This window comes from Mesorhizobium prunaredense (assembly GCF_900156895.1).
In the GTDB taxonomy this organism is placed as follows: Bacteria; Pseudomonadota; Alphaproteobacteria; order Rhizobiales; family Rhizobiaceae; genus Mesorhizobium; species Mesorhizobium prunaredense.
In genome coordinates, this window is sequence record NZ_FTPD01000010.1 from 159,594 (window position 1) to 186,496 (window position 26,903).

27 protein-coding genes and 1 pseudogene are annotated in these 26,903 nt (G+C 60.8%); 24 read left to right on the top strand and 4 right to left on the bottom strand.

Annotated features, from left to right (window positions below; translation table 11 throughout):
- Window position 1 precedes the first annotated feature (1 nt).
- Genes BQ8794_RS10145 through BQ8794_RS10185 form a run of 9 tightly spaced genes read left to right on the top strand, consistent with a single transcriptional unit; the run spans window position 2 to window position 8,360 of the window.
- Window positions 2-310, top strand: coding sequence for a TrbC/VirB2 family type IV secretion system protein (locus BQ8794_RS10145; RefSeq protein ID WP_008871922.1), 309 nt, complete (start codon window positions 2-4; stop codon window positions 308-310).
- Window positions 310-582 (top strand): VirB3 family type IV secretion system protein, encoded by a 273-nt coding sequence (locus BQ8794_RS10150; RefSeq protein WP_008871923.1) that lies wholly within the window; start codon window positions 310-312, stop codon window positions 580-582. The genes BQ8794_RS10145 and BQ8794_RS10150 overlap by 1 nt, the downstream gene beginning before the upstream one ends.
- On the top strand, window positions 576-3,026 hold the full coding sequence (trbE, locus tag BQ8794_RS10155) for a conjugal transfer protein TrbE (protein WP_077376446.1): 2,451 nt from the start codon (window positions 576-578) through the stop codon (window positions 3,024-3,026). Before BQ8794_RS10150 ends, trbE begins: the two co-directional genes overlap by 7 nt.
- Window positions 3,023-3,748 carry a P-type conjugative transfer protein TrbJ gene (trbJ, locus tag BQ8794_RS10160; protein WP_077376367.1) on the top strand — a complete coding sequence of 242 codons (726 nt, stop codon included), beginning with the start codon at window positions 3,023-3,025 and terminating at the stop codon, window positions 3,746-3,748. Before trbE ends, trbJ begins: the two co-directional genes overlap by 4 nt.
- Before the next feature lie 29 nt (window positions 3,749-3,777).
- Window positions 3,778-5,100: a P-type conjugative transfer protein TrbL gene (trbL, locus tag BQ8794_RS10165; protein ID WP_077376449.1), complete on the top strand. Its 1,323-nt coding sequence runs from the start codon at window positions 3,778-3,780 to the stop codon at window positions 5,098-5,100.
- Complete coding sequence (gene trbF / locus BQ8794_RS10170; protein ID WP_077376370.1) at window positions 5,101-5,832, top strand: conjugal transfer protein TrbF; 732 nt, start codon at window positions 5,101-5,103, stop codon at window positions 5,830-5,832.
- Window positions 5,822-6,847 carry a P-type conjugative transfer protein TrbG gene (gene trbG, locus BQ8794_RS10175; protein ID WP_077376373.1) on the top strand — a complete coding sequence of 342 codons (1,026 nt, stop codon included), beginning with the start codon at window positions 5,822-5,824 and terminating at the stop codon, window positions 6,845-6,847. Before trbF ends, trbG begins: the two co-directional genes overlap by 11 nt.
- Before the next feature lie 13 nt (window positions 6,848-6,860).
- Window positions 6,861-8,075 carry a TraB/TrbI/VirB10 family type IV secretion system protein gene (locus BQ8794_RS10180; protein WP_077376376.1) on the top strand — a complete coding sequence of 405 codons (1,215 nt, stop codon included), beginning with the start codon at window positions 6,861-6,863 and terminating at the stop codon, window positions 8,073-8,075.
- 12 nt (window positions 8,076-8,087) lie between these two features.
- Window positions 8,088-8,360: a DUF2274 domain-containing protein gene (locus BQ8794_RS10185; protein WP_077376452.1), complete on the top strand. Its 273-nt coding sequence runs from the start codon at window positions 8,088-8,090 to the stop codon at window positions 8,358-8,360.
- A gap of 152 nt (window positions 8,361-8,512) precedes the next feature.
- Here BQ8794_RS10185 and hemN read toward each other — a convergent pair whose 3' ends face one another.
- Window positions 8,513-9,862 (bottom strand): oxygen-independent coproporphyrinogen III oxidase, encoded by a 1,350-nt coding sequence (gene hemN / locus BQ8794_RS10190; RefSeq protein WP_077376455.1) that lies wholly within the window; start codon window positions 9,860-9,862, stop codon window positions 8,513-8,515.
- A gap of 157 nt (window positions 9,863-10,019) precedes the next feature.
- On the opposite strand from hemN, the gene BQ8794_RS10195 reads away from it, so the two are divergent.
- On the top strand, window positions 10,020-10,784 hold the full coding sequence (locus tag BQ8794_RS10195; protein ID WP_077376458.1) for a Crp/Fnr family transcriptional regulator: 765 nt from the start codon (window positions 10,020-10,022) through the stop codon (window positions 10,782-10,784).
- Here BQ8794_RS10195 and BQ8794_RS37340 read toward each other — a convergent pair.
- A pseudogene (locus BQ8794_RS37340) lies at window positions 10,721-11,243 on the bottom strand (IS481 family transposase); the annotation flags it as partial. The gene BQ8794_RS10195 and the pseudogene BQ8794_RS37340 sit on opposite strands and share 64 nt — an antisense overlap.
- A 122-nt stretch (window positions 11,244-11,365) precedes the next feature.
- On the opposite strand from BQ8794_RS37340, the gene ccoN reads away from it, so the two are divergent.
- From ccoN to BQ8794_RS36370, 14 genes are all read left to right on the top strand, one after another.
- Window positions 11,366-12,997 carry a cytochrome-c oxidase, cbb3-type subunit I gene (gene ccoN, locus BQ8794_RS10210; RefSeq protein WP_077376379.1) on the top strand — a complete coding sequence of 544 codons (1,632 nt, stop codon included), beginning with the start codon at window positions 11,366-11,368 and terminating at the stop codon, window positions 12,995-12,997.
- Window positions 12,988-13,719 carry a cytochrome-c oxidase, cbb3-type subunit II gene (gene ccoO / locus BQ8794_RS10215; protein WP_077376382.1) on the top strand — a complete coding sequence of 244 codons (732 nt, stop codon included), beginning with the start codon at window positions 12,988-12,990 and terminating at the stop codon, window positions 13,717-13,719. The genes ccoN and ccoO overlap by 10 nt, the downstream gene beginning before the upstream one ends.
- Window positions 13,720-13,730: 11 nt before the next feature.
- The gene (locus tag BQ8794_RS10220) at window positions 13,731-13,880 is read left to right on the top strand and encodes a CcoQ/FixQ family Cbb3-type cytochrome c oxidase assembly chaperone (protein ID WP_040591650.1); all 150 of its coding nucleotides are present in this window, start codon (window positions 13,731-13,733) and stop codon (window positions 13,878-13,880) included.
- A 2-nt stretch (window positions 13,881-13,882) separates the two neighbouring features.
- Complete coding sequence (gene ccoP, locus BQ8794_RS10225; RefSeq protein ID WP_077376385.1) at window positions 13,883-14,746, top strand: cytochrome-c oxidase, cbb3-type subunit III; 864 nt, start codon at window positions 13,883-13,885, stop codon at window positions 14,744-14,746.
- Between the two features lie 167 nt (window positions 14,747-14,913).
- The gene (gene ccoG, locus BQ8794_RS10230; RefSeq protein ID WP_077376388.1) at window positions 14,914-16,473 is read left to right on the top strand and encodes a cytochrome c oxidase accessory protein CcoG; all 1,560 of its coding nucleotides are present in this window, start codon (window positions 14,914-14,916) and stop codon (window positions 16,471-16,473) included.
- Window positions 16,470-16,967 carry a FixH family protein gene (locus BQ8794_RS10235; protein WP_077376391.1) on the top strand — a complete coding sequence of 166 codons (498 nt, stop codon included), beginning with the start codon at window positions 16,470-16,472 and terminating at the stop codon, window positions 16,965-16,967. Before ccoG ends, BQ8794_RS10235 begins: the two co-directional genes overlap by 4 nt.
- A complete protein-coding gene (locus tag BQ8794_RS10240) occupies window positions 16,964-19,246 on the top strand; it encodes a cation-translocating P-type ATPase (protein WP_077376393.1) in 2,283 nt (760 codons plus the stop codon). Before BQ8794_RS10235 ends, BQ8794_RS10240 begins: the two co-directional genes overlap by 4 nt.
- On the top strand, window positions 19,243-19,398 hold the full coding sequence (ccoS, locus tag BQ8794_RS10245; RefSeq protein ID WP_008871940.1) for a cbb3-type cytochrome oxidase assembly protein CcoS: 156 nt from the start codon (window positions 19,243-19,245) through the stop codon (window positions 19,396-19,398). The genes BQ8794_RS10240 and ccoS overlap by 4 nt, the downstream gene beginning before the upstream one ends.
- A gap of 215 nt (window positions 19,399-19,613) precedes the next feature.
- Window positions 19,614-19,736: a hypothetical protein gene (locus BQ8794_RS36990; RefSeq protein WP_280174574.1), complete on the top strand. Its 123-nt coding sequence runs from the start codon at window positions 19,614-19,616 to the stop codon at window positions 19,734-19,736.
- The gene (locus tag BQ8794_RS10250; protein ID WP_077376396.1) at window positions 19,733-21,634 is read left to right on the top strand and encodes a glycoside hydrolase family 127 protein; all 1,902 of its coding nucleotides are present in this window, start codon (window positions 19,733-19,735) and stop codon (window positions 21,632-21,634) included. The genes BQ8794_RS36990 and BQ8794_RS10250 overlap by 4 nt, the downstream gene beginning before the upstream one ends.
- A gap of 55 nt (window positions 21,635-21,689) precedes the next feature.
- Window positions 21,690-22,067 carry a globin domain-containing protein gene (locus BQ8794_RS37345; protein ID WP_425293531.1) on the top strand — a complete coding sequence of 126 codons (378 nt, stop codon included), beginning with the start codon at window positions 21,690-21,692 and terminating at the stop codon, window positions 22,065-22,067.
- Window positions 22,067-23,248 carry a 5-demethoxyubiquinol-8 5-hydroxylase UbiM gene (gene ubiM / locus BQ8794_RS10260; RefSeq protein ID WP_077376404.1) on the top strand — a complete coding sequence of 394 codons (1,182 nt, stop codon included), beginning with the start codon at window positions 22,067-22,069 and terminating at the stop codon, window positions 23,246-23,248. Before BQ8794_RS37345 ends, ubiM begins: the two co-directional genes overlap by 1 nt.
- 257 nt (window positions 23,249-23,505) lie before the next feature.
- On the top strand, window positions 23,506-24,735 hold the full coding sequence (locus BQ8794_RS36365; protein ID WP_244554906.1) for a GGDEF domain-containing protein: 1,230 nt from the start codon (window positions 23,506-23,508) through the stop codon (window positions 24,733-24,735).
- Window positions 24,736-24,790: 55 nt separating this feature from the next.
- A complete protein-coding gene (locus BQ8794_RS36370; protein ID WP_244554907.1) occupies window positions 24,791-25,405 on the top strand; it encodes an EAL domain-containing protein in 615 nt (204 codons plus the stop codon).
- A gap of 250 nt (window positions 25,406-25,655) precedes the next feature.
- On the opposite strand, the gene BQ8794_RS10270 is transcribed toward BQ8794_RS36370, so the two are convergent.
- Window positions 25,656-26,432 (bottom strand): sulfite exporter TauE/SafE family protein, encoded by a 777-nt coding sequence (locus BQ8794_RS10270; RefSeq protein ID WP_077376407.1) that lies wholly within the window; start codon window positions 26,430-26,432, stop codon window positions 25,656-25,658.
- Window positions 26,433-26,554: 122 nt separating this feature from the next.
- Window positions 26,555-26,903 (bottom strand): TCP-1/cpn60 chaperonin family protein (locus BQ8794_RS10275; RefSeq protein ID WP_280174575.1); only part of this gene is annotated, 349 nt, incomplete at its 5' end.

The following is a 26,903-nucleotide window of genomic DNA, read 5'->3' on the forward strand; positions in this document are numbered from 1 at the left end:
CATGTGCAAGAAGCTTCGCTTTCTTTCGTCCACCGCGCTCGTGCTTGTTCTCACGGTCTCAGCCCGTGCAGCAGGCTCCGGCATGCCTTGGGAACAGCCGCTGCAGCAGATCCTGGAGTCTGTACAGGGACCGGTCGCCAAGATTATCGCCGTGATCATCATCATCACCACGGGCTTAACCCTTGCCTTCGGTGACACCGCAGGCGGTTTCCGCCGGCTGATCCAGATCGTCTTCGGGCTGTCGATCGCCTTCGCGGCATCGAGCTTCTTTCTCTCCTTCTTCTCCTTTGGCGGCGGAGCACTCGTCTGATGGTCGCTGGAGAGCAGCATATTGAGGGCTTCGCGGTTCCCGTTCACCGGGCATTGACCGAAGCCATCCTGCTGGGCGGTGCACCGCGAGCGGTGGCGATCCTCAACGGCACGGTGGCCGCAGCTATCGGCCTCGGTTTGCAGCAGTGGATCGCCGGGCTGGTGCTGTGGATTGCCGGCCACACGCTGGCGGTCTTTGCCACAAGACGCGATCCAGACTTCGCCAGCGTGCTCGTTCGTCACCTTCGTCTGAAGGGATGGTTGGCATGCTGAACCTGTCAGAATACCGCAGCAAAGCCGACAAACTTGCCGACCATCTGCCCTGGGCAGCGCTCGTCGCGCCCAGCATCGTGCTCAATAAGGACGGCAGCTTTCAGCGGACCTTACGGTTCCGCGGGCCCGATCTCGAAAGCGCGACGGAAGCAGAACTTGTCGGGATCTGCGCCCGGGCAAACAACGCGTTGAGAAGGCTCGGCTCCGGCTGGGCATTGTTCTTCGAAGCCGAGCGCATAGAGGCGCTCGGCTATCCTAACTCAACCTTTCCCGACGCCGCGTCTTGGCTGGTCGATGAAGAACGACGCGCGGCCTTCGAGGGCAAGGTCGCGCATTACGAGAGCCGCTATCACCTGACTTTGCTGTTCATGCCGCCCCCGGACGCACGGGCGAGGGCTGAAAGCGCGCTCGTTGACGCACACCAATCTGGCGGCGGGAGAGACTGGCCCCAGGAGCTGGCGCGGTTTCGCGACGAGACCGACCGGGTCCTCGATCTTTTGTCCGGTTTCATGCCCGAGGTGCGCGTGCTCGACGATGCCGAGACCCTGACTTACCTGCACGGCACAATCTCGACCCGCCGCCATCCACTCGCTGTCCCGGAAACGCCGATGTATCTCGACGGCTTCCTGGTCGACGCGCCGCTTACCGGCGGCTTGGAGCCGATGCTCGGCGAACACCATCTTCGCACCCTTACCGTCCTCGGATTCCCGAATCTCACCCGGCCCGGAATTCTCGACGCGTTGAATCATCAGGATTTCGCCTATCGCTGGGTGACGCGCTTCATCCCGCTCGACAAGACGGAAGCCACGAAGACGCTGACACGGTTGCGCCGCCAGTGGTTTGCCAAGCGCAAATCGATCGCGGCCATCCTGCGCGAGGTCGTGACCAACGAACCTGTCCCGCTGGTCGACAGCGATGCCGACAACAAGGCGCTCGATGCCGACGCAGCCCTTCAGGCGTTGGGCGGCGACCATGTCGGCTTCGGTTATCTCACCACAACGGTGACAGTGTGGGATGAGGACCATCAAGCCGCCGCGGAGAAACTGCGCGCGGTCGAGCGCATCATCAATGGGCTCGGCTTCACCACCATCCGCGAAAGCGTCAATGCGGTCGAGGCGTGGCTCGGCTCGCTGCCTGGTCATATCTATGCCAATGTTCGCCAGCCGCTCGTTCACACATTGAACCTTGCGCATCTCATGCCGTTGTCGTCGGTCTGGGCAGGTCCTACGGCGAACGAGCATCTCGCCAAGGTCACCCAGCGAGAGGCCTCGCCACTTCTGTTCGCAGAGACCAACGGGTCGACACCATTCCGGCTATCCACCCATGTCGACGATGTCGGCCACATGCTGATCGTTGGCCCGACCGGCGCCGGCAAATCGGTGCTGCTTGCCCTGATTGCACTGCAGTTCCGGCGCTATGCCGGCGCGCAGGTCTATGTCTTCGACAAAGGCAATTCGGCGCGCGCGGCAGTCCTTGCCACGGGTGGAGAACACCACGCGCTGGGTGCTGACGGTGCGCTCGCCTTCCAGCCCCTGCGCAAGATCGGCGACCAGGCTGCCCGCAGTTGGGCAGCCGAGTGGATTGCCGGCCTCATTGCCCATGAGAATGTCACCGTCACGCCGGAGGTGAAGGAGGCAATCTGGTCGGCACTCACCAGCCTTGCCACCGCGCCGGCGCAGGAACGCACGCTGACCGGCCTTTCGGTCCTGCTTCAGTCCAACGGGCTGAAGTCCGCGTTGATGCCCTACACACTCGACGGTCCTTTCGGCCGCCTGCTCGACGCCGATGATGATCGGCTGGCCTTATCGAATGTGCAGTGTTTCGAGACGGAAGAGCTGATGCAGAGCCAAGGCGCTGTGCTGCCTGTGCTCACTTACGTGTTCCATCGTCTTGAAGAGCGGTTCGATGGACGGCCGACGCTGCTGATGCTCGACGAGGCTTGGGTCTATCTCGACAATCCGCTCTTTGCCGCCCGTATCCGCGAATGGCTGAAGGTGCTCCGAAAGCGGAATGTCTCGGTGATCTTCGCTACGCAATCGCTGGCTGATATCGCGGGCTCTTCAATCGCGCCGGCGATCATCGAGAGCTGCCCCCAGCGCATTTTCCTTCCCAATGATCGTGCTGTGGAACCGCAAGCGCGGGCAGCCTACGAGCGCTTCGGCTTGAACGAGCGGCAGATCGAATTGATCGCCCGCGCCACGCCGAAGCGCCACTACTATCTTCAGTCACGTAGCGGAAACCGTCTCTTCGACCTCGGGCTTGGCCCCATCACTCTTGCGCTTTGCGGCGCTTCCGATCCGGCGACGCAGACCCTGATCGACAAAATCCTGTCCGAAGACGGGCAAGACAGCTTTGCCTCCCGCTTTCTGAGCGCGCGCGGCCTCGATTGGGCTGCCGAGCTTCTCCAGCAATTCCCTCAACCAGACATGGAGCAATCCTCATGATTGGACGCCGTCTTTTCACCAGCCTGATCACCGTTTCCCTGATCGCCAAGCCAATGGCCGACTATGTGCAGCCGGCCTACGCCCTTATCGTGTTCGATCCATCCAATTATGCGCAGAACGTGCTGACGGCGGCGCGCGCGCTGGAGCAGATCAACAACCAGATCCAGTCGCTGCAGAACCAGGCAACCATGCTGCAGAACATGGCGCGCAATCTTCAGCGTCTGGATTTCTCTTCCGTGGGCCAACTCTCCGGTTCGCTCCATCGCATTGACGGTTTGATGGACCAGGCGAGTGGCCTCAGCTTTGATCTGGGCAAGCTTCAAGACCAGTGGCGCAGCCAATATCCGGAAAGCTACGAGGCCACGATCAAGGTCAGCGATGTGGCAACCGCAGCGCGCGAGCGCTGGCAGAGCGCCATGCAGGCGTTCCGCCAGACCATGCGGGTCCAGTCGCAGATCGTCGAGAACGTCCGCGCCGACGGCGACCTGCTTGCCGATCTCGTCAACCGCAGCCAAGGGGCAGCCGGTGCGCTTCAGGCAAGCCAGGCCACCAACCAGCTGATCGCGCTTTCGACCAAGCAGCAGATGCAGATCCAAACGCTGCTCGCGACTCAGTTTCGAGCTGAGGCCGAGGATGCCGCGCGCAAGGCGCAGTCCGAGGAAGCCGCCCGCGAGACGACCAAGCGCTTCCTGGGTACCGGCTCTGCCTATCCCGGCAATTGATCACCAACTCTGACGAGGAAGGCGGCGGCATGAACGACCTTGGCGTCATCGATCGCTTCATGGAGACCTTCATCCGCTACATTGACAGCGGGTTCGGTCTGCTTTCGGGCGACGTCGCCTTCCTCACCACCATCCTGATCGGCATCGACATCACGCTGGCCGGGCTGGCCTGGGCGCTCGGCGACGAGCCCAACATTCTCGGCCGGCTTACCCGCAAGGTGCTCTATGTCGGCGTCTTCGCCTTCATCTTGAATAATTTTAAGAACCTCGCCGACATCATCTATCGCTCCTTTGCCGGGCTCGGCATCAACGCGTCCTCCGGCAATCTCTCCCCAGACAATCTCCTGCGCCCGGGCCGCATCGCCGCGACCGGTTTCGAAGGCGCTTGGCCGCTGCTTGATCAGGCAAGTCAGCTGCTCGGTTTTCCAGAAATCTTCGGCAACGCGCTCACCATCTTCGTGCTGCTCATGGCCTGGTTCCTGGTCATCATCGCCTTCTTCATCCTTTCCATTCAGCTGTTCATCACAATCCTTGAGTTCAAGCTCACCACGCTTGCCGGCTTTGTTCTGGTTCCCTTCGCACTCTGGAATCGATCGGCGTTTCTGGCCGAGCGCGTGCTCGGCAATGTCATCTCTTCAGGCATCAAGGTGATGGTACTTGCCGTCATCGTCGGCATCGGCTCCACACTCTTCGGCGAGTTTGCTTCCGCGCTGCAAGGCAAGGAGCCGGACCTGGCCGCCGCCATGTCACAGGTGCTGGGCGCGCTGGCGCTGCTTGGGCTCGGCATCTTTGGGCCCGGCATCGCGTCGGGTCTAGTGTCCGGCGCGCCGCAGCTTGGCGCGGGCGCCGCCCTTGGCACGACTGCGGCGGCAGCTGGTGCATCGCTCGTTGCCGGAGGCACGGCATTTGCTGGCGCGCGCATGGCAACCGGCGGCAGTCTCGCCGCAATTCGGGCCGGCACAACGATGGGATCGGCTGCTTTAACGGCCTGGCAGATCGGGCGAGCAACCTCGCCCCACACCGGCCTGTCCGGTGTGGCTGCTGGATTGCGGGGCGTGACCAGTGCCGCCGGCGGCGCCGCGATGCGAGCAGCAAGAGCTGCCGCGGGAACGTTCGGGCGCAGCGCCGATGCCGGCCGGGAAGCCGCATGGACCGCGACCGGTGGTGCGCCCACCGCGTCCATGACTGGAAACCCAACCGCTGCAGACCATAATACCGCTCCGACGTGGGCAAGGCGCTTGCGTTCCGAACAGACCGCCCGTGCCCACCGCCACACCGCCATGCAGGCTGTCCGTGAAGGCGACAGCCCGGGAGGCAGCGCCAATCCCTCTCTCAACGACAAGGACGACTAGATGCTGTTCAAGCGACCCGTTCAACGTTACGGCAAGACACCCGAACCGGTCACGCCGTATCAAAAGGCCGCCCAGCTATGGGACGAGCGCATCGGCTCATCTCGAGTACAGGCTAGGAACTGGCGGCTCATGGCCCTCGGCTGTCTGGCCTTGGCGACCGGGCTCTCTGGCGGACTCGTATGGCAGTCGATGCAGAGCCGTGTTGTGCCTTACGTCGTCGAGGTCGACCGCTTCGGCGAGGCACGCGCCGTCGCGCCGGCGATCCAAGACTACGAGCCCTCCGACGCCGAGATAGCCTGGCACCTCGGCCGCTTCATCCAGAATGTCCGTTCCGTCTCCACTGATCCGGTGCTGGTGCGGCAGAACTGGCTGGCGGCTTACGACTTTGCCACCGACCGTGCAGCACTCTTCCTCAATGAGTACGCCAAGGCGAACGATCCCTTCGGTCAGATCGGAACGCGCAGCGTGTCCGTCCAGGTGACCAGTGTGGTCAGGGCTTCCGACAGATCGTTCCAGGTCAAATGGACTGAGCAGGTCTTTGAGCGCGGCAGCCTTGCCAGCACCACGCGCTGGACCGCGATCCTCACCATCGTGATCCGCCCGCCAAGCAATACGGATCAGCTGCGCAACAATCCGCTCGGTGTCTTCATCAACGCCATCGACTGGTCGCGCGAGCTCGACAGTGCCGCACCGACATCCGTTTCCCCGAAGGAGCCCGCCGATGACAAATAGAGCCCAATCGTTCCGTGCCGCGCTGATCCTATCCGCATCGGCAGCAGTTCTCTCGGCCTGCGCATCGAAGCCGGTGCCGCCTGAGATTTCGTATGATGCTGCCGACTTCAAAGCAGCGGCAATCGAAAAGGCGCCAGAGACACCGGTCAAGATAGTCGAGGTGCCAAAGCCGTTGCCGCTCCCCGGCCAGTTGCAGCCAGAACCGGGCAAAATCGCCGACGACAAGCGCTCTCCTGAAGAACGCGTCGCCGACGCCAACAAGGCGGCGACGCAGCAACCCACCCGGTACGGCTACGTCAATGCGGTGCAGGTCTATCCCTTCACCGATGGCGCGCTTTATCAGCTCTATGCCGCGCCGGAGCGCGTCACCGATATCGCCCTACAGCCGGGCGAGAAACTGACAGCCGTGTCGGCCGGCGACACGGTGCGCTGGGTCATCGGCGATACCGTCAGCGGCACCGGTGACGACCAGCGCACCCATGTGCTGGTAAAACCCTTCGCGCCGGGGCTTAGCACCAATCTGGTGATCACCACGGAACGACGCACCTACCACTTGCAGCTTCAAAGCACCGATAAGACCGCTATGGCGGCGATCTCCTGGACGTACAGCGAGGACCAGATCGTCGCGCTCCGCCAGCGCAACGCTCAGGCCGAGGCTACCATGCCGGTGGCGTCGAACGTGGCGCTCGAAAACATTCGCTTTCGCTACTCGATTAGGGGCGACACACCGCCCTGGAGACCGACGCGAGCCTTCGATGATGGCAGCAAGGTCTATATCGAGTTCCCGCGCCGCATTGATCAGGGAGAGGCCCCGCCACTCTTCATCGTCGGCTCTGACGGGGGCAACCAGCTCGTCAACTACCGCATGCGCGGCAACTACTACATTGTCGATCGGCTCTTCGCCGCGGCCGAACTACGCCTCGGCACCAAGCAGCAGCAAGTGGTGCGCATTACAAGGACGGACGGCCGGCAACCGCCGCGTCGCGTATCTCTCTTTGCGCGCTCCAGCAGGTGAGGAGAGGGGCCTTATGACCGACACTTCCCCATCCAATGCTCCGCCAAAACTCGATCCCGAGCAGCTGCAGTTACGGGCCTCGCCCCGCCGCGCCGTGCGGTTCAGGCGCGGCGTGATCATCGCCATCGCTGCCGTCGGGTCCGGTGCCATCCTGGGCGTCACGATGATGGCGCTGCAAGGACCGGCGCTTCGCTTCAAAGAACAGGCGGAAGATCTCTACAACACTGACCGCAAGCCAACCCCTGAAGGACTTGAAACACTTCCCAAGGACTATTCCGGAGTGAAGCCGAACCCTCCTGTGCTTGGACCACCACTGCCGGGCGACCTCGGTCGCCCCATCCTTGAGCGGCGGCGCCAGCTCGGCATCGCGCCAGGGCAGGACAACTCCGCCGAGGAGCAGCGCGTTGCCCAGCAGGCGATTGAGGCGCGCGAATCACAAGTCTTCTTCCGCATTGAAAATCGACCCAAGGAGGCGGGCATCGGCGGTAATGCGAAAAGTGCTCAGCAGCCGTTCGGGGCGCCTCCGCAATCTGATGCCGCTCGGCCGTCAGATTCCGTTGCCCCGGCTGAGGGCGATCAGAACAATCAACAACGCAAGCTCGATTTTGTCAGCCAGCGCAACACCAGCGGGATCTACAACCCGCATGCATTGCAGACGCCAGCTTCGCCAAATCAGCTCATGGCCGGCAGCGTGATCGCCGCAAGTCTCATCACCGGCATAAATTCCGACTTGCCCGGGTTTGTCGTCGCGCAGGTCACCGAGAACGTGCACGACACGCTCACCGGCAGCATCCTGCTTATCCCGCAAGGCTCGCGGCTGATCGGGACCTATGACAGCGTCGTCGCTTTTGGGCAAAAACGGGCGCTTCTGGTTTGGCAGCGAATAATACTGCCAGACGGTTCTTCGATCGAAATCGACAATCTGCCGGCGACAGACACTGCCGGCTATGCCGGGCTCGAGGACAAGATCGATTTCCACACCTGGCAGCTGATCAAGGGAGTCGCGCTGGCCACATTGCTGGGCGTCGGCACCGAGTTAAGTTTTGGAGAAAACGAAAGCGATCTGGTCAAAGCGATCCGGGAATCCACTCAGCAGAACGTCAGTCAAGCCGGCCAGCGCATCACCGAGAAGAACCTCAATGTTCAGCCCACCATCACCATCCGCCCAGGTTGGCCACTGCGCGTCATCGTGCACAAGGATCTGGTGCTACGGCCATACGCGAGTTGAGCGGGAGTGAATATGGCCAACTTGAAACTTGGAAAGCTTCCAGACCGAACACCTTCGAAGATTACCATCACCGTCAGCGCGGAGTTGGGCCAAGCACTCAAGGAGTATGCTGCCCTTTATCGTCAGACCTATGGCGAGTCTGAAACGGTGGCGGAACTCATCCCTTTCATGCTGGCGGGGTTTCTGGAAGGCGACCGAGCGTTTGCCAAGGCCAGAAAAGAAGGTTTGCCGACGTCCAGCATGCCGGAGAAGTCGCGGCGTCTGGCAGGCTCAGATTCCGAGTAACCGAGGCAATGAGTGAACCGCCCGCATACGAGCCTCGATGGGCTAACTCCGCTTGAATATGTAACCCGATCCGTCAAGGATCACACGTGAACAGGCTCACTCACAAATGGAGGCAAACAGGGGAGCACGTCACCGCGACCGCACTCTTTGGCTCAAACTGCAACCGAGTGCCTGGCCCTTCCGCTTTGGAAATATTTGTCGAACCTGGCCGCGATGCTTCGAACGAATGGGCGACTTTCAGCCGGCACGACGAAACGGTCGCCATCCAGTTCAAGCAATGGAACGGGATCGTGGAGGGCCATGGTACTCGACTCAAGAAGGAGCTTCTGGCCGGCTTTGCCGAAGCGTTCCACCAGATCGACTGCCGAGAAGGCGAAATCACACATCAGCCTCTCGATGATCCAGCCGCGAACGCGGTCGTCGTCGGAAAGCGCGATACCGCGGACAACCGCCAGCCCGCCATGCGCAACCATACTTCCGTACTCGGCGGTTGAAATATTGTTCTGCACGTAGCCCTGGCGAAAACGGCCGATGGACGAAGGGCCAAGCCCGATCAGTGTCTCGCAGCGATCCTCCGTGTAGCCTTGAAAGTTGCGATGCAAAGCCCCTGCCCGGGCCGCGATCGCCAAGGCATCGCCTGGCTTGGCGAAATGATCGAGCCCTATTGCTTCATATCCCTTGTCCACAATCGCTCGCGCAGCGAGTTGCGATTGTGCCAACCGCTCCGTGGGGCCAGGCAGCCACGCCTCTTTGATCATCGTCTGATGCTTCTTGAACCAGGGCACATGCGCGTAGCCGAACAGCGCCATCCTGTCCGGTTCCAGGGTCAGCGCCTGCGCTACGGTGGAACAGACGCTCTCCCTGCTCTGGTGCGGCAATCCGTAGAGCAGGTCCAGATTGATGGAACCGACGCGGCGGGAGCGAACTCCGTCGACGATAGCCTTCGTTTGCAAAAAGCTTTGCTCGCGGTTGATTGCCTTTTGCACATTTGGCTCGAAATCCTGGACTCCGAGACTCGCCCTGGTCATGCCGATTTCGGCCAGCGCATCAAGGCGCGCCTCATCCATGTCGTTTGGATCGATCTCGACGCTGATTTTTGTATCCGGGACAAAATCGAAGCTGTTCCGCAAAAACGCGCCGAGCGCCACCATGTCCTCGGGCTTCAGCATGGTGGGCGAACCGCCGCCGAAGTGGACTGCGCGGACATGGCCCTTGCCGCTGACGAGACCCCCCACCGTCGCGATCTCCGCGTGTAACGAGCGCAGATAGGCCGTCACCGGCTCATAGTAGCGCGTCTGCTTGGTATGACACGCACAGAACCAGCAGAGTCTGTCGCAATAGGGTATGTGCAGATAGAGCGAGATCTCGCAGCCACTTTCGAGCCCCTCCAGCCAGCCACGATAAACCGCAGGATCGACGCCCGCGTGGAAATGCGGTGCAGTCGGATAACTGGTATAGCGCGGGACGTTCTCGCCAACCCGGGCAGCTAATTCGGACTGCATGTCGTGGTCCAACCATGTTTGCATCGCTGGAACTCTGGGCTTATTGGCGAGCCAAAGCCCTGATTTCGGTCAATCAGCAACTCGGACAAACTGCCGCAAGGATTTTTCTACCTAGATTGGTATCCTGCCGGCACTTGGGATCGGGTTGAGCGAGCGCATGTCAGTACGGCGACACATTCACACTTCCGGTATTCCCGTTCTTTGCGTCCATTGCGAAGCACGGCATCGCGGCGTCTGCGGTGCGCTTGATCCAGACAATTTGGTTGGGCTCGCCAAGACTTGCTCGCGGCGCCAGATCGAGTCAGGAGTGGAACTGATCGGCGACGCACAGGCGGTCGACAGCTATTCGAACCTGCTTTCAGGCGTGGTAAAGCTGACAAAGAGCCTTTCCGATGGTCGCCAGCAGATCGTCGGTCTCCAGTTTGCACCGCATTTTCTGGGACGTCCTTTTAAGGTGGAAAGCTCGATCAATGCGGAAGCGGTGACAGCTGTCACGCTGTGCTCGTTTCCAAGGGCAGCCGTCGAACGGATGATGAAGGGGTCGCCGGAATTCGAGCATCGCCTGCTCAAGCAGACGCTGAATGAACTCGATGAAGCACGCGAGTGGCTGGTGACGTTGGGGCGCAAGACCGCATCGGAAAAGGTGGCGAGTTTTCTCCTCATGATCGCTCGGAATATCGATTCCAGTGTTGACCCGGTAGCCAGGTCAGCGTCCTTCGATCTGCCGCTGACGCGTGCCGAGATCTCTGATTTTCTTGGAATTACGAACGAGACTGTGAGCCGGCAGCTGACGCAATTGCGGGCTGACGGCGTGATCCGGATCGAGAACACACGCCATGTGATGGTGGACAGCATGAGCCGGCTGCGCTCGATGGCGATGCCGAGCCTGAGCCAGAAGACCGACAGCCTGGACAGGTTGTAGAGGCCGTTCGGCGAAGAGAAGGGGCAGGCCGTTGTCGCTCCTGATGGCGGAAGGCAGGCCGCGTTCCCTGAACAGGCGGATGGCGGCCTCGATGACCGGTCCTTCCTTCTTCGATTCGAGCGCTTCGCAGGGGAGCAGGTAGCGCGAGGCCGGGTCGGTGACCGTCACAATAACGACCATCGCCCGCCGGAACTCCCCTTAGAAGTCCGTGCACCACAACGCGTTGGTGATAGTTGCGTGCCGAAGCGCTGCCGCTGACGGGAGCGCTTTACAGGCCGTGACGATCGAGCACGGCATGCACCGGGCTCTTCGAGGGTATGCGGACATCGCCGGCGAGCCTCCTGATCAGGAGCTCCCTAATCTTCCTGGCGCCCAGTGCGGCTTGTCCTTCTTGGTTGCGACGATCGTCAGCTCGATCTGGTCGGGCAGTTGGTTGGCGTAGCGCACCGGCCGCCGCGAAGGTCAACCTAGCTGCCGAAAAATCGTGCGGCCCCTGACATGGATCAGGGCGAGCAGGCGGCGGCTGCGCAATTGATGCACAGCGGATTTGGCGTCCGCCGGATTCGAGATCGGGATTTGCGATGAAATTCGGCACAGAGATCGTGCTTCTAAGCCTGTTCGCTTTTGCGGCCCTGGTGGCTGCCGGTTTCGGCGTAGATGAACCTTTCCGCCAGCATATGTGGGTGTTGTTCTTCGCCGTAGCTGGTTTCACCGCGATCCTGTTGCGCAATACGGAGTTCAAGCCTGCAGTTCCGATAGACCCCGCCGCTTTTATGGACGGTCCAATCCGTTACGGGGCCGTGGCGACGGTGTTTTGGGGCGTCGTAGGCATGCTGGTTGGTGTGGTCATCGCGCTGCAGCTTGCCTATCCCGATCTCAGCGTCGAGCCTTGGTTCAACTTTGGCCGCTTGCGGCCGTTGCATACATCCGGCGTGGTTTTTGCCTTCGGCGGCAATGCGCTGCTTTGCACGTCCCTTTATGTCGTACAGCGCACCTGCCGCGCCCGGCTGTTTGGCGGCAATCTCGCCTGGTTCGTGTTCTGGGGCTATCAGCTGTTCATCGTCATGGCTGCGACGGGCTACCTGCTCGGCATCACCGAAAGCCGCGAATACGCCGAGCCCGAATGGTATGTGGATCTTTGGCTGACAATGGTCTGGGTCGCCTACCTCGTCCTGTTCCTCGGCACCATCCTGAAGCGCAGGGAACCGCACATCTACGTCGCCAACTGGTTCTACCTGTCCTTCATCGTGACCATCGCGATGCTGCATGTGATCAACAACCTGTCGATGCCAGTCTCGTTCGTGGGTTCAAAAAGCTATTCAGCCTTCTCCGGCGTCCAGGACGCCTTGACGCAGTGGTGGTACGGCCACAATGCCGTAGGCTTCTTTCTCACCGCCGGCTTCCTTGGCATGATGTACTATTTCGTGCCCAAGCAGGCGAACCGGCCAGTCTATTCCTACCGGCTGTCGATCATCCACTTCTGGGCGCTGATCTTTCTCTACATCTGGGCCGGCCCGCACCACCTCCACTATACCGCCTTGCCCGACTGGGCGCAGACGCTCGGCATGGCGTTCTCGATCATGCTTTGGATGCCCTCCTGGGGCGGCATGATCAACGGCCTGATGACGCTGTCCGGCGCTTGGGACAAGCTGCGGACGGACCCGATCATCCGCATGATGGTCATGGCCATAGCCTTCTATGGCATGTCCACTTTCGAAGGCCCCATGATGTCAATCAAGGCTGTCAATTCGCTGTCGCACTACACCGACTGGACCATCGGCCACGTGCATTCCGGCGCGCTCGGTTGGGTCGGCATGATTTCGTTTGGCGCGATCTATTTCATGGTGCCGAAGTTGTGGAACCGCGAGCGGCTCTATTCGCTGCGGCTCGTCAACTGGCACTTCTGGCTGGCAACGCTCGGGATCGTCGTCTACGCCGCGGTGATGTGGGTCTCCGGCGTTATGCAGGGCCTGATGTGGCGCGAATACGACGAGCAGGGCTTTCTGGTCTTCTCGTTCGCCGAAACTGTCGCCGCCATGCATCTCTACTATATCATGCGTGCCATCGGCGGCGCGATGTACCTGTCCGGCGCCCTGATCATGACATGGAACGTCACCATGACAATCCTCGGCTACCAGCGCGAGGAGAAACCGATGCCGCGTCCCATCGCCGCCGTCCGACCTGCGCGATCAGGAGCCAGAAAATGGGCTTGATGGACAAACACGCCGTCATCGAGAAGAACGCCACGCTTCTTCTCGTCGGCTCCCTTCTGGTGGTGACGATCGGCGGCATCGTCGAGATCGCGCCGCTCTTCTATCTCGACAATACGATCGAGAAGGTCGAAGGCATGCGGCCCTATTCGCCGCTCGAACTCGCCGGCCGCAACATCTATGTGCGCGAGGGCTGCTACCTCTGCCACAGCCAGATGATCAGGCCGTTCCGCGATGAGGTCGAGCGCTATGGGCACTACAGTCTGGCGGCCGAGTCGATGTACGACCACCCGTTCCAGTGGGGATCGAAACGCACAGGACCGGATCTCGCGCGGGTGGGCGACCGTTATTCGAATGGATGGCACGTTCAGCACCTTGTGGATCCGCGCTCGGTGGTGCCGGAATCGATAATGCCGAGCTACGCGTTCCTGAAGGAAATGCCGATTGAGGTGAAGGACTTCTCGACGCACCTGATCGCGAACAGCCGTGTGGGCGTGCCCTACTCCGACGACATGATCGCGAGCGCGAATGCCGATCTCATGGCGCAGGCAGATCCCAACATCGACACATCCGGTCTTGAAGCGCGGTATCCAAAGGCCAAGCTCGGTGACTTCGATGGCAATCCGCAACAGGTCAGCGAGATGGACGCGCTGGTCGCTTACCTCCAGATGCTTGGCACTCTGGTCGATTTCAAAAACTACGACGAAGCCGCCGGTTACCGCTGAGGAGAATGGTGATGACCTACAACTTCATGCGGGCGTTTGCCGACACTTGGGGCCTGCTCGCTATGGCGCTGTTCTTCGTCGGATGCATCACCTTTGCGCTCCGTCCCGGCAGCAGGACGCGAGCCGACGAAGCTGCTCAAATCCCTCTCAAGGACGACTGATCATGAGCGGTGAGCACATTGACGAAGTCTCCGACGTCTCGACCACCGGCCATGAATGGGACGGGATCAAGGAGCTCAACAATCCGCTCCCGCGCTGGTGGGTGATCACCTTCTACGTCACCATAGTCTGGGCGATCGGCTACACCATCGCTTATCCCGCATGGCCTATGCTAAGCTCCGCCACCCGAGGCGTGCTCGTCTATTCCAGCCGCCACGATGTCAAGAATGAGCTGGAAGCGGCCGAGGTCGCCAAGGGCAAGTATGTTGCCGCCCTTCAGGCGAAAACTGTCTTCGAGATTGCCGCCGACGATGTGTTGCGCGGATTCGCTATCGCGGCCGGGGGCGCCGCGTTCAAGGTCAATTGCGTTCAGTGCCATGGCTCCGGCGCCCAAGGTTCGAAGGGCTTTCCCAACCTGAATGATGACGACTGGCTGTGGGGCGGCAAGGCCGAGCAGATCCAGCAGACAATCACGCACGGCATCCGCTTTGCCTCCGACTCCGACACGCGCCTGTCGGAAATGCCCGCCTTTGGTGACATCATTACGCCCGAGCAGATTAGACAGGTCAGCGCTTATGTCTCGAGTCTCTCCGGCGCTGTTGGCGATCAAGCATTGGTCATACCCGGCGCCAATGTTTTTGCCGAGAATTGTGCCGCCTGTCATGGTGATAAGGCAAAGGGGAACACGGAGCTTGGCGCACCCGACCTGACCGACGCGATCTGGCTCTACGGGGCGCGCGAGACGGCTATCGCCGCGCAGGTTCGCGCGCCAAAGCAAGGCGTCATGCCGGCCTGGGGTGGGCGTCTCGGCGAGGTCACGGTCAAGGAACTTGCGGTCTATGTCCATTCGCTTGGCGGCGGAGAATAGGAACGGAAGCCTATTCTCGGCCCTCCCCCTGCCAAGCGACGAGGCCCGGCGCGAGCCGGGCCTCGACACCATTCCGACTGCGACCTGAATCAACACGGGGCGGACCGCCTACGGCGAGGCTGTTCGACGGGCGGCCCTGACATCGGCAGCGGGACTGGAGATGCTACGTGCGTGATAAAACGCAGACAGAACCGCCCGAAGCAGAAGCGATCGACTCCCCCAACACCCGTGAGCCGCTTTATGCCCCACGCAAGAAGGTTTTCCCGAAGCGAATCTCGGGTAATTTCCGTCGCTTCAAATGGCTGGTGATGGCGATCACGCTGGCGATCTACTATCTGACGCCCTGGCTGCGCTGGGACCGAGGTCCGTTTGCACCGGACCAGGCCGTGCTGATCGATCTTGCCAACCGCCGCTTCTATTTCTTCTTCATCGAGATTTGGCCGCAGGAATTCTACTATGTGGCCGGCCTTCTCGTTATGGCCGGCATCGGCCTTTTCCTGATCACATCCACCGTTGGCAGAGCCTGGTGCGGCTATACCTGCCCGCAGACGGTATGGGTCGATCTGTTTCTAGTTGTAGAGCGTGCGATCGAGGGAGATCGCAATGCTCGCATAAAGCTCGACGCGGGATCCTGGACTGCGCGCAAGCTTGTGCTGCGTGTATCGAGACACGCCATCTGGCTGGCTATAGCGGCAGCGACCGGCGGCGCCTGGATCTTCTATTTCGCCGATGCGCCATCTCTGATTGACGAGCTCTTCGCTGGCACCGCTGCGCCGGTCGCCTACATCACCATCGGCGTGCTGACGGCAACCACCTACACATTCGGTGGACTGATGCGCGAGCAGGTCTGCACCTACATGTGCCCGTGGCCGCGCATCCAGGCGGCCACGCTCGACGAGAATTCGCTCACTGTGACCTACAATGACTGGCGCGGGGAACCCCGTTCGCGCCATGCCAAGAAGGCTCTTGCCGCAGGGCAGCCGGTTGGAGACTGCGTTGATTGCAATGCATGTGTCGCGGTCTGTCCGATGGGGATCGACATCCGCGACGGCCAGCAGCTCGAATGCATCACCTGCGCGCTCTGCATCGACGCCTGTGACGGCGTAATGAACAAACTCGGCAAGGACCGCGGGCTAATCTCGTATGCGACGCTGTCCGATTACAACGCCAACATGGCGGCGGCGACCGCAGGCGGCGCTTGCTCGGTGAATCCGTCGCTGGTGCGGACAGACGGCAGCGCTTTCTCCAACAGGTTAGCCCATTTCCATGTCCGCAAGATCTTTCGACCGCGCACCTTCGTCTACATGAGTGCGTGGTCGGCGGTCGGTCTCGCCTTACTCTACTCGCTGCTGACGCGCGATCGGCTCGAGGTCAACGTTCTGCACGACCGCAATCCGCAGTTCGTCACGCTGTCCGATGGTTCGATCCGCAATGGTTACACCGTCAAGCTGCTCAACATGATCCCAGAGCCAAGAACGATTGTCGTCACCATGCAGGGCCTGGCGGATGCCGAGATGAGCGTCGTCGGGATCGACATGCCTGCGGATCGCTCCCTCTCCGTTCCGGTCGAACCGGACCGGCTGAAAATGCTGAAGATTTTCGTCCGCCAGCCGGCGGAACAGATCAATGCCCAAGCGCAGACGTTCAAGTTCCGGGTCGAGGACAAGGCGAGCCTCGAGTCGGACGAATACACGGCCACGTTCAACGCACCGGAGATCGTTAGATGAGCGTCAATGCACGAAGGCCCCCCGAATTCACCGGCAGGCATATGTTGCGTATCATCCTTAGCTTTTTCGGCGTGATCGTTGGTGTGAACCTGACCATGGCAACACTCGCCAGCACAAGCTGGACCGGTCTTGTCGTCGAAAATACTTATGTCGCGAGCCAGCAGTTCAACCGGATGGCCGAGGAAGGGCGCGCGCAGGCCGCACTCGGCTGGACCGGCAAACTGACCATCGCACGGGGCGAGGTCCGCTACGGCCTCAGCGATGCCGCCGGCAAAGCGGTCCAGTTGCACGGCGTCAGGCTCCTGTTCCGTCATCCCGCCTACGAGGCCGAGGACAAAGCCGTCATGCTTGCGCTCGCCGCGAGCCAGGAATTTGCCGCCCAGCATACGCCAAGGGACGGCGTCTGGATCGTCCAAGTCGACGCCGATGTTGGTCTCGCAGAACCCTATCGCGACGTCCGTCGAATTATAATTTCCCATGGAGCGCTACAATGAGCTGTTGTGCACCGGGCGCCGAAACGGCGCTGGATCTGGAAAGCAGCATATCCGTCCTGCCATCAAGCCAGGAGGTCAGGCTGGCGAGCCGCTCGCTTGGCGGCGATCTGCACCAAACCGATCTCTCGGTCCCGACGGTGCATTGCGCAGCCTGCATCCAGAGTATCGAGAGGGCGCTTGGAAAACTCGATCGCGTCGAGGGTGTACGTGTCAACCTGTCGACGAAACGGGTTGCGATCCGGTGGCGCGGAAATGAGGTTCCACCGTTTGTCGCCGCGCTTGGACGGCTGGGATACGAAGCGCATTTGTTCGAGCCCGAGACAGGGGAGAAGGACAAGACGCTATCGGAGCTGATCCGGGCCGTGGGGGTTGCCGGCTTTGCAGCGGGCAACATCATGCTGCTTTCAATGTCGGTCTGGTCCGGCGCTGAAGGTGCGACCCGCGACCTGTTCCACTGGGTCTCGGCACTGATCGCCATCCCCGCGCTCGCCTTCGCTGGTGGCATCTACTTCCGCTCGGCATGGAACGCATTGCGTCACGGCCGCATGAACATGGATGTGCCGATTGCGGTTGGTGTCTCGCTCGCCTACGCGATGAGCCTTTACGAAACCATCAACCATGGCGACCACGCTTACTTCGATGCATCGGTATCGCTGCTGTTCTTCCTGCTGATCGGCCGCACGCTTGATCACGTGATGCGCGAGCGTGCCCGGACCGCGGTGAACGGTCTGTCACGGCTGGCGGCGCGCGGCGCCATAGTATTGCGCGACGATGGCACGCGCGACTACCGGCCGGTTGGCGAGATCGAACCAGGCATGCAGTTGCTGATCGCTGCCGGCGAACGGATTCCCGTCGACGGCAAGGTCATTCGAGGCTCTTCGGATCTCGACTGTTCACTGGTTTCCGGTGAGAGCACACCCAGAACAGTGGCGACAGGAGAAACCGTGCAGGCCGGCACGCACAATCTCACCGGCCCACTGACGGTCGAGGCGACAGCCGCCGCAAAAGACTCCTTCCTGGCCGAAATGGTCCGGCTGATGGAAGCCGCCGAGGGCGGTCGCGCGCATTATCGCAGGATCGCCGACCGCGTTTCAGCGCTCTATGCTCCAGTGGTTCATCTGACCGCCTTCCTGTCGTTCCTTGGCTGGATGGCGGCGACCGGCGATTGGCACCGGGCAGTAACAAACGCAATCGCCGTTCTCATCATCACCTGCCCATGTGCGCTCGGTCTCGCCGTGCCGATCGTGCAGGTGGTCGCTGCGAAGCGTCTGTTCGAAAGCGGTGTCATGGTCAAGGATGGTTCGGCCATGGAGCGCCTGGCGGCGATCGACACGGCCGTGTTCGACAAGACAGGAACGCTTACGCTCGGACAGCCTCGGCTCGTCAATGCGTCGTCAGTCGATCCGGCCATGCTGGCAATCGCTGCCGAGATGGCCGCGCACTCCCGTCACCCGCATTCAAACGCCATTGCCACCTTTGCCGGTTTCGCCGGTCAGCCAAAGCTCGAAGCTGTCAGCGAACACCCCGGATTCGGCATCGAAGCCACCGCGAGGGGAAGCACCTGGCGACTGGGGCGGCGCGGTTGGGCTGGATGGAAGGCCCGAACCGGTGGCGAAAGCAGATACGGCGGAACGGTTCTGACCAAAGACGGGATCATCGTGGCGTCCTTTGTCTTCAAGGACGCGCTGCGTCCGGACGCCAGGGCGGCCATCGAGCAATTGAACAACGCCCGAGTTTCCGTGGAAATGCTGTCGGGCGATACCGGGGCTGCCTGCGGCGAGGTCGCGACAACGTTGGGGATACATCACTTTGTTCCGGCGCTGCTTCCTTCGGGCAAGGTCAAGTATATTGAAAGCCTGGCGAAGGACGGCCACAAGGTGCTCATGGTTGGCGACGGCCTCAACGACACCCCTGCGCTGGGCGCGGCACATGTCTCGATCGCTCCAGCCACGGCGGCCGATGTCGGCCGCAAAGCTGCGGATTTCGTTTTCCTGCACGAAAGCCTTTCGGCCGTCTCCCTTGCCCTCGACGTTTCGCGAAAGGCCGGACAACTGATCCGGCAAAACATCGCCATCGCGATTGTCTACAACGCCATTGCCGTCCCGATCGCCATTTTGGGGCAGGTAACACCATTGATTGCGGCAATCGCGATGTCGGCCTCATCACTGCTTGTCATTGGCAATGCGTCAAGGCTGCAAGGTTTTGTGCCAGACGTGACAAGGAGAACTGCTCCGCCTGATAGCCGCTCCCACACCGGCACATTGACGCAACCCTCATGACAATCCTGGTCTATCTCATACCGGTGGCTCTGTTGTTGGGCGGGCTTGGACTGTCTGGCTTCCTGTGGGCCTTGAGGAGTGGTCAATACGAGGATCTCGACGGAGCCGCCGAGCGTATCCTCATTGACCGGGACGAGAGGCCGGAACGCTGATTCCGTCACTCGAGGGCCTGCGTCGCCCGCGATGCAAGCGGCTGATGCCACGAAGTACCTCCCACGGCCGGACGAGCGCTGGCGATGTACGTGTTCCAAGTGCAACGGAGCGGATAGACCGGCGGCGCGGGTTTGTCGTGTCTGGCTGACCCAGATCAGTGCTGTCTCCTCATCGCCCTGATTTCAATGGACGAGTCTTTTCAAGGGGAGAACGCATGTCTAGCCGGACGGAAGCTGAGCGGCATCAGGTGCTGGCCGTGTTCGCCGGGGGCGCCGGCATTGTCGAAGCCGTGAGCAGGCCGGCGCACGTCATTGCAGGAGCCGATGCGTTCGAATGAGCGAGTTCAAGCCAGTTCGGTTCGTTGATGTCGCGCTGGAGGGGCAATTCTGGCGCGAGCGGCTGGAGACGGTGCTGACACGGACCATCCCCAGCCAGCACGTCCAGCTTGGCAAGCAAGGTGTATTGCTGTCCCTCACACTGCCGAACCAGTCGCTGCCACTGAGCGTCCCAGGCAACGAGCACGATTCCGGGCAGGTGCTCTGGGATTCCGACGCCGGCAAGTGGATAGAAGCAGCATCCTACGCGCTGTCACACAGGCGTGATCCCGACATCGAGGCATGGATCGAAAACATTGTCGATGATCTCGAAAAGGCGCAGGCTCCCGACGGTTATCTGAACTGCTGGTACCTGCAGCGCGAGCCCGACAAGCGCTGGACCAACCTGCGCGACAATCACGAACTCTACAATCTTGGACATCTGCTCGAGGGCGGGATCGCCTACTTCCTCGCGACGGGCCGGCGCCGGCTCCTGGACATCCTTGAGCGGTATGTTGACCATGTGTGCAAGACATTCGGCCCGAACCCCGGCCAGAAGCGCGGCTATTGCGGCCATCAGGAAATCGAGCTGGCCCTCGTTAAGCTCTATCGCTTGACTGGAGACAGAATGCATCTCGACCTCGCGGCCTATTTCATGAATGAGCGCGGGCGTCAGCCGCACTACTTCGATCAGGAAGCGGTCGCGCGCGGGGAGAACCCCAGGGATTTCAGGGCGAAAAGATATGAGTACAACCAGTCGCACAGGCCGGTGCGCGAGCAAACTAAGGTGGTCGGACATGCGGTCCGAGCGATGTACATGCTTTCTGCCATGGCCGACCTCGCGGCGGAACTGAATGACGACAGCCTCAAGAAAGCATGCGAGGTGCTCTGGGCCGACGTCATCTCCTCGAAAATCTACATCACGTCCGGCTTGGGTGCGGCTGCCGCGAATGAAGGCTTTACTAAGGATCACGACCTGCCGAACGATACGGCGTATGCGGAGACCTGCGCCTCGGTAGGCCTGATCTTCTGGGCACATCGCATGCTACATCTCGAACTCGACGGCCGATACGCCGACGTTCTGGAACAGGCGTTGTTCAACGGCGCGCTGACCGGCCTTTCGCGCGATGGCGAGCGCTATTTCTACTCCAATCCGCTCGAGAGCGATGGGCGACGCAGCAGATGGGCCTGGCACTCATGCCCATGCTGCACGATGAATTCGTCTCGTCTGATTGCTTCGATCGGAGGCTATTTCGTCTCGGCCAGTGAAAACGCAATCGCCTTCCATCTCTACGGCGGCGTTTCGACGAACATCCAACTCGCTACGGGCAATGTGTTCCTGCGGGAAACCAGCGCCTATCCATTTTTCGGCTCGATCAGGATCGAGGTCAGCCCTGACGCGCCGGCCGAGTTCACTATCAACCTCCGCATTCCCGGTTGGGCTCATGAAGCCGAAGCTTCGGTCGGGGGATGTGCAGTCGACGTGACGGCATGCACCAGAAATGGCTATCTTGCGATCTCGCGGCTATGGAATGCCGGAGACACCATCGCCCTTGAGCTACCGATTTCTCCCGAGCGCATCTATGCTCATCCCTCGGTCAAGCAGGACATCGGCCGGGTGGCGCTCAAGCGCGGGCCGTTGGTTTATTGCGTTGAAGAGGTCGACAATCCCGGGGGGGCGGTGCAGCAGCTCAAACTGCCGCGAGACGCCAGGATCGAAACGGTGGAACGGGGCGATCTCTTCGATGGCGTGGTCACGCTGACCGCCTCCGCAGAGCGTATCGAAGACCAAGAGTGGGGAGACAGCCTATACAGGAATGCGCCCCCGATCGTTTCGGGCTGCCGGCTAACCGCTCTGCCATATTATCTCTGGAACAATCGGGCGAAAGGCTCGATGCAAGTGTGGCTGCTGGAAAGCTGAATTCAGCGCTGTCGCCGTATGGGAGGCCACTTCTCAACCAATGAATGCCGACAACATGCAGTCATCAGAAGCCTCAGATAATATTCTCATTCGTCCAGCGGGCTGTCCACCGGTCCGTGCTCTGGTTGACGAGTTCCACGACCTGATTGGAACCGACCCTGCATACAGGGGGACAAGGGCGCCGCGTCGGTCAAAAACTGCCGACGTGACAATCTCGCTTGCTGGCTGGGTATGTGCTTGGCTGCGCGGACGCGAGCGCTGGTCCGATCACCCGCGTACGAGTTTGAGGCGATTTCCTGCTTCGTTGCTGATACATGCGGATTTTCCCGCCCTGCGCCTTGAGGCGATACGGCGGGCATTGGAACGCAGCGCACGACAGGAGGCTGAACTCAACCAGCGTCTCACGAGGATAGCCGCCGCGATGGCACGCTGATGGGCGGCGCTGATGACAGATTCGATATCGTTGTTGTCGGAGCCGGGCCGGTCGGCCTTTCCTTCGCCGCATCACTCGCTCAAAGCCAACTCAAGGTCGCAGTTGTCGAACAGAACTCAATCGATACTCTCGCCAATCCGCCTTTTGACGGTCGGGAAATCGCGCTGACCCACGCCTCGATCAGAATCCTTCGCGAGATCGGCGCCTGGGATGCCATCCCCGCTTCGGACAAATCACCGCTTCACGGCGCCCGCGTGCTCAACGGTTCGAGCCCTTTCGCTCTGCGTTTCGATCCTCCCAGCGGGTCTGGAGAACCCCTCGGAGTTTTGGTCCCAAATTGCCGAATTCGCGACGCGCTGTTCAAGACCATCCACTTGCAGAATCACGCGCGGCTGCTGTGCGGCCACTCGGTCGTAGATGCAACAACCAGCCAGACAGGAGCAGTCGTAACGCTGTCTGATGGCGTGCAGTTGAACGCTAGCCTTGTGGTTGCCGCCGATTCACGTCTGTCGGCCACTCGTGATCTGCTCGGCATAGGCGCCGATATCAATCGGCTTGGCTACTCCATGCTAATATGCCGGGTACGGCATGAGCGCGCCCACCACCAGGTGGCAATCGAATGGTTCGATCACCATCAGACGATAGCGATGTTGCCCCTGGCGGAGGGCGTGTCGTCGCTGCTGCTCACCCTGCGCTCAAACGAGGCCGATAGACTGCTTGCCTTCAGCGACCATTTGTTTCTGGGGGAATTGACGAACCGGTGTCGAGGGCGCCTTGGAAAAATGACCTTGGCAAGCAAGCGCCATACCTATCCGCTGGTCACGACTTGGGCGCACAAATTCCGAGCTCCCAGCGCCGCACTCATCGGCGACGCTGCCGTCGGCATGCACCCGGTAACTGCGCATGGTTTCAACATCGGTATCAGCAGCCAGAAGCAACTCGCCTATGGAATCCTAGCAGCATGTCGCGACGGTCGCGAGATTGCCGATCCCGACATGCTGCACGGATACGAAAGGTGGCTTCGCCTGTCAGCGGCGCCGCTCTTCCATGGCACGAACATTGTCGTCGGACTCTACTCAAGCGAGCACCCGGCGGCACGGCTTGCAAGACATGTGGGGCTTCGGTTCGCCCAACATGTTCCCTTTATGCGGCATGGCATTTCGGCCATGCTTAGGCGATGAAACCGTACCAGCAGCTTTGGACCTTGCGCGATGAAAGAGGGCCTCATTCGCGGGAGTAATCGCTGCCCCTGCACGCAGAGGCGGCAGCTTCCCGCGGCAGGCCCTAAATGTCGCCCCGAAGAGGTATTGTCTCAGCGCTTTATTTGGCTGATCAGCCCAAGGGCTGATGTCGCACTGAATAGTTAACCCCTCCTTTAGTAGGCTTGCATAGACATGTGCTGCGTACAAGCAGGAGATGCAACCTGACCCGTCCGAACATGAAGAAAGAAGACGAGCTGGAGGCCAGAATCCTTCAGGATCAGCTTGCTGACCTAAGGGCAGGTCTCTTCGTATCAATGCCGATAAGCATTATCCTATCGGGCCTGATTTTGACCGTGCAGGCCCTTTCGGAGAACGGCTTTGCCGGCGTAGCCTGGTTTTTGGTCATCAATACGATAAATGCCGCCCGCCTTGCACTCGCCCGTTATCAGCTGAAGGAAACGGGAGTCCAGGACGACTTGACGAGGGTTTCGCCGCGGCTCCGCTGGTTTGGTATCCTTGCTCTTCTTTCAGGGTTTGCCTGGTCCTTTCTTGCCGTCCTTACTGTTGGCTACACAACGCCGCAAGCGCCGCTCCATCTGATTATTCTTGCGGGCATTTCAGCTGGTGCGGTTACATACGGCAGTTCATATGCCGCTGCAGCGACCAACTTCATCACACCGCCGCTTCTGATCGCGATGGGTTGCTTGTTGGCGAAAGGCAACTTTGAAGATTACATTCTGGCTTTTGCCGTTCTGCTGTTCATGGGCGGCTTGGTTCGAGGCTCGTTTGTCGGGCAAGCCCGCTTCCGCGAAGCAAGCCGCCTGAGACATGAGGCGGAGCGGCTTGCGGCGGAAATGGAGCGCAATTCGAGGGAAGACCACCTAACGGCCCTTCTCAACAGACGGGGCCTCGAACACGCGATCAATCAGCTCGAGAATACAGACGGCCCCTTCGTTGCAATGCTGATCGATCTGGACGGCTTCAAATCTGTCAACGATACCTACGGTCACAGGACCGGTGATGAACTGCTCGTCAGGATCGCCCGCCGGATAGAGCAGGAAGCGCCGGCAGGCTCAACGCTCGCCCGTATCGGCGGCGATGAGTTCGTGCTGTTTTTTCCCTCACTCAGGAGTTCGCTTTCTTCCACCAGCCTCGCTTCCAATATCATAGCCAAAGTCGCCAGCCCCTATTCTGAGGTCGCGTCCGTCCGGATCGGTGCATCGATCGGAATATACTTGGCTGAAAGGCCGGGGCTGACGGAAATGTTGCTGCGGGCGGATGTCGCCCTTTACACGGCCAAGCGTCGTGGCAGGAACGAATTTCGCCTGTTCGATGCCGAACTCGACAGGGAATTGCACCGTCGCCAGTCCATCGAACGCGACCTTCATTCGGCGATAGAGGCGAGAAGGCTGGCACCTTGGTTCCAGTCCATCGTAAGACTCGACACCGAGGCCGTGATGTTTTGAAGCCTTGCTCAGGTGGTCACACCCGATCCATGGTTCCATCTCTCCACCCGAAATCATGACAGCCGCACGCGAAACCGGAATGCTTCAACTGCTAACTCAAACGGTATTCTCCGACTGCTGTGCTCTTATCGACGGCTTGGTGAAAGCTGACCGTCGAGATGTTCGTGTGGCAATGAATGTTTCACCGCGCGAATTGGAAGCCGGCGATATCGACGACATGGTTCTGAATGGTCTGGCGGCAAAAGACCTCCCAGCAACGATGTTCGAAATCGAGATTACCGAAGAATCCCCAGTGGACCCGGACAGAGTAGATGAAAAGCTCGGACGCCTTTCACATGCCGGCATTTCCATCGCGCTCGATGACTTCGGCACCGGCTTTTCCACGTTGGCATCGCTCAAGGACAGTCGGATACGCAAGGTGAAAATAGACCAAGGCTTCATTCGCGGCCTAGCCAAGTCTCGGGAGGACCGGCTGCTTGTCAAAACGGTGATCGATCTTGGTCGGGCGCTCGGGATCGATGTCATGGCCGAGGGCGTCGAAACAGAGGCGGATCGGCAAATTCTGTACAAGCTTGGCTGCAGAACTGCTCAGGGCTTCCTATTCTCCAAGGCGGTGCCTTTGAGCCAAGCGCTTGAATTGGCACTAAAGGAGCACGCGAAGCAATGTTGATCGCCGCCGTCATCAGTCACTGCATCGAGCAGAGCAGTCACTGCATCGAGCAGAGCGTCAAAGGACCGATGGGCCGGGCGAGGCGGGAATGGGAAACGCGTTGATCACTGGCGTGCCATACGCTGTTCGTGGCGCAGGTTAGGTTTTCCAGGGTGGCAAGTCGCCTCCAGTCCGCGATTCACTTCGGTTACGCCGATCATGATGTCCGGAAGCAAAGCGAAGGCTTAGAAGGGTAGTCCGCTTGCTCAGGTCAGACGAATCCCAGTTGTTGGGCGGTCTGGAACAAAGCGAGCAGCATGATCAGGCAGCCGACGAGCCGCAAAAGCGTCCGCTCGGCAATCGCCTTGAGCACCCATCCGGCAAGCGGAGCGGCGACTATGCCGCCCACGATCAGCCCCAGCACCGAGCTTGCGTGTGTCGACAGCGCCCCCGCTTCCTGCCAGTGCCCAGTGACGAGCGCGACGATGAAGGTGACGGACACCGCTAGCGTGATCAGGAACTCGGCCGCATTGACAGTGCCGATCACGTAGCGGGGCGGCGCGCCGGCGCCGAGCAGTCCGGTCACGACCATCGGGCCCCATCCGCCGCCACCTGCAGCGTCGAGGAAGCCGCCGACAGTGCCCAGCGGCGCCACAAGACGGGTAGGAACCGGATTGCTGGGGATCTTGCGGAACGACCGGAGGAACAGCCAGAGCCCGATCACAGCGAGATAGGTCGTGACGTAGGGCTTCACCATGTCGCCGTCGAACGAGGTCAGCACGAAGGCGCCGAGGCAGCCGCCGAGAATGCCGAAAGGAGCAAGCCGCCAGAACAGCTTCCAGTCGATATTGCGGTGGTAGTGGTGCGCCGTGCCGGAAGCGGCCGTGGTGAACACTTCCGCCGCGTGTACCGCGGCGGAAGCCTGCGCCGGCGGAACACCGAAGGAGAGCAGCACGGTGGAGGAGATCGCGCCATAGGCCATGCCTAACGCGCCGTCAACGGCCTGGGCGAGGAAGCCGACAATGGCGAACAGAATGAAGTCAGTCATTGGTGTCCGCCGTGAAAGTGCCGCCGTATGTAGCCTTATGGATGTGGCATCCGGCTTGGCTCCGCGTCAGAGAAAAGGGCGGCATCGCTGCCGCCCATCGAGATTGTTGAGGTGCGTGGACCTTAGAAATCCATACCGCCCATACCGCCCATGCCGCCGCCGCCCATGCCGGCAGGCATGCCGCCGCCAGCCGACTCCTTCTTCGGAGCCTCCGCGATCATGGCTTCGGTGGTGACCAGCAGGCCGGCGACCGAGGCCGCATCCTGGAGAGCTGTGCGCACGACCTTGACCGGATCGACGATACCCATGGCGATCATGTCGCCATATTCGCCGGTCTGGGCATTGAAGCCGAAGGTCGGCCCCGTGTTCTCGAGGATCTTGCCGGCAACGATCGATGCTTCCGCACCGGCGTTGGCCGCGATCTGGCGAGCCGGAGCCTGCAGCGCACGACGCACGATGGCGATGCCAGCG

Excerpts from the sequence above, each read along its gene's own strand:
- BQ8794_RS10145 (WP_008871922.1), top strand. The coding sequence starts at position 2 with ATGTGCAAGAAGCTTCGCTTTCTTTCGTCCACCGCGCTCGTGCTTGTT.
- BQ8794_RS10150 (WP_008871923.1), top strand. The coding sequence starts at position 310 with ATGGTCGCTGGAGAGCAGCATATTGAGGGCTTCGCGGTTCCCGTTCAC.
- trbE (WP_077376446.1), top strand. The coding sequence starts at position 576 with ATGCTGAACCTGTCAGAATACCGCAGCAAAGCCGACAAACTTGCCGAC.
- trbJ (WP_077376367.1), top strand. The coding sequence starts at position 3,023 with ATGATTGGACGCCGTCTTTTCACCAGCCTGATCACCGTTTCCCTGATC.
- trbL (WP_077376449.1), top strand. The coding sequence starts at position 3,778 with ATGAACGACCTTGGCGTCATCGATCGCTTCATGGAGACCTTCATCCGC.
- trbF (WP_077376370.1), top strand. The coding sequence starts at position 5,101 with ATGCTGTTCAAGCGACCCGTTCAACGTTACGGCAAGACACCCGAACCG.
- trbG (WP_077376373.1), top strand. The coding sequence starts at position 5,822 with ATGACAAATAGAGCCCAATCGTTCCGTGCCGCGCTGATCCTATCCGCA.
- BQ8794_RS10180 (WP_077376376.1), top strand. The coding sequence starts at position 6,861 with ATGACCGACACTTCCCCATCCAATGCTCCGCCAAAACTCGATCCCGAG.
- BQ8794_RS10185 (WP_077376452.1), top strand. The coding sequence starts at position 8,088 with ATGGCCAACTTGAAACTTGGAAAGCTTCCAGACCGAACACCTTCGAAG.
- hemN (WP_077376455.1), bottom strand. The coding sequence starts at position 9,862 with ATGCAGTCCGAATTAGCTGCCCGGGTTGGCGAGAACGTCCCGCGCTAT.
- BQ8794_RS10195 (WP_077376458.1), top strand. The coding sequence starts at position 10,020 with ATGTCAGTACGGCGACACATTCACACTTCCGGTATTCCCGTTCTTTGC.
- ccoN (WP_077376379.1), top strand. The coding sequence starts at position 11,366 with ATGAAATTCGGCACAGAGATCGTGCTTCTAAGCCTGTTCGCTTTTGCG.
- ccoO (WP_077376382.1), top strand. The coding sequence starts at position 12,988 with ATGGGCTTGATGGACAAACACGCCGTCATCGAGAAGAACGCCACGCTT.
- BQ8794_RS10220 (WP_040591650.1), top strand. The coding sequence starts at position 13,731 with ATGACCTACAACTTCATGCGGGCGTTTGCCGACACTTGGGGCCTGCTC.
- ccoP (WP_077376385.1), top strand. The coding sequence starts at position 13,883 with ATGAGCGGTGAGCACATTGACGAAGTCTCCGACGTCTCGACCACCGGC.
- BQ8794_RS10235 (WP_077376391.1), top strand. The coding sequence starts at position 16,470 with ATGAGCGTCAATGCACGAAGGCCCCCCGAATTCACCGGCAGGCATATG.
- BQ8794_RS10240 (WP_077376393.1), top strand. The coding sequence starts at position 16,964 with ATGAGCTGTTGTGCACCGGGCGCCGAAACGGCGCTGGATCTGGAAAGC.
- ccoS (WP_008871940.1), top strand. The coding sequence starts at position 19,243 with ATGACAATCCTGGTCTATCTCATACCGGTGGCTCTGTTGTTGGGCGGG.
- BQ8794_RS36990 (WP_280174574.1), top strand. The coding sequence starts at position 19,614 with ATGTCTAGCCGGACGGAAGCTGAGCGGCATCAGGTGCTGGCCGTGTTC.
- BQ8794_RS10250 (WP_077376396.1), top strand. The coding sequence starts at position 19,733 with ATGAGCGAGTTCAAGCCAGTTCGGTTCGTTGATGTCGCGCTGGAGGGG.
- BQ8794_RS37345 (WP_425293531.1), top strand. The coding sequence starts at position 21,690 with ATGCAGTCATCAGAAGCCTCAGATAATATTCTCATTCGTCCAGCGGGC.
- ubiM (WP_077376404.1), top strand. The coding sequence starts at position 22,067 with ATGGGCGGCGCTGATGACAGATTCGATATCGTTGTTGTCGGAGCCGGG.
- BQ8794_RS36365 (WP_244554906.1), top strand. The coding sequence starts at position 23,506 with ATGAAGAAAGAAGACGAGCTGGAGGCCAGAATCCTTCAGGATCAGCTT.
- BQ8794_RS36370 (WP_244554907.1), top strand. The coding sequence starts at position 24,791 with ATGACAGCCGCACGCGAAACCGGAATGCTTCAACTGCTAACTCAAACG.
- BQ8794_RS10270 (WP_077376407.1), bottom strand. The coding sequence starts at position 26,432 with ATGACTGACTTCATTCTGTTCGCCATTGTCGGCTTCCTCGCCCAGGCC.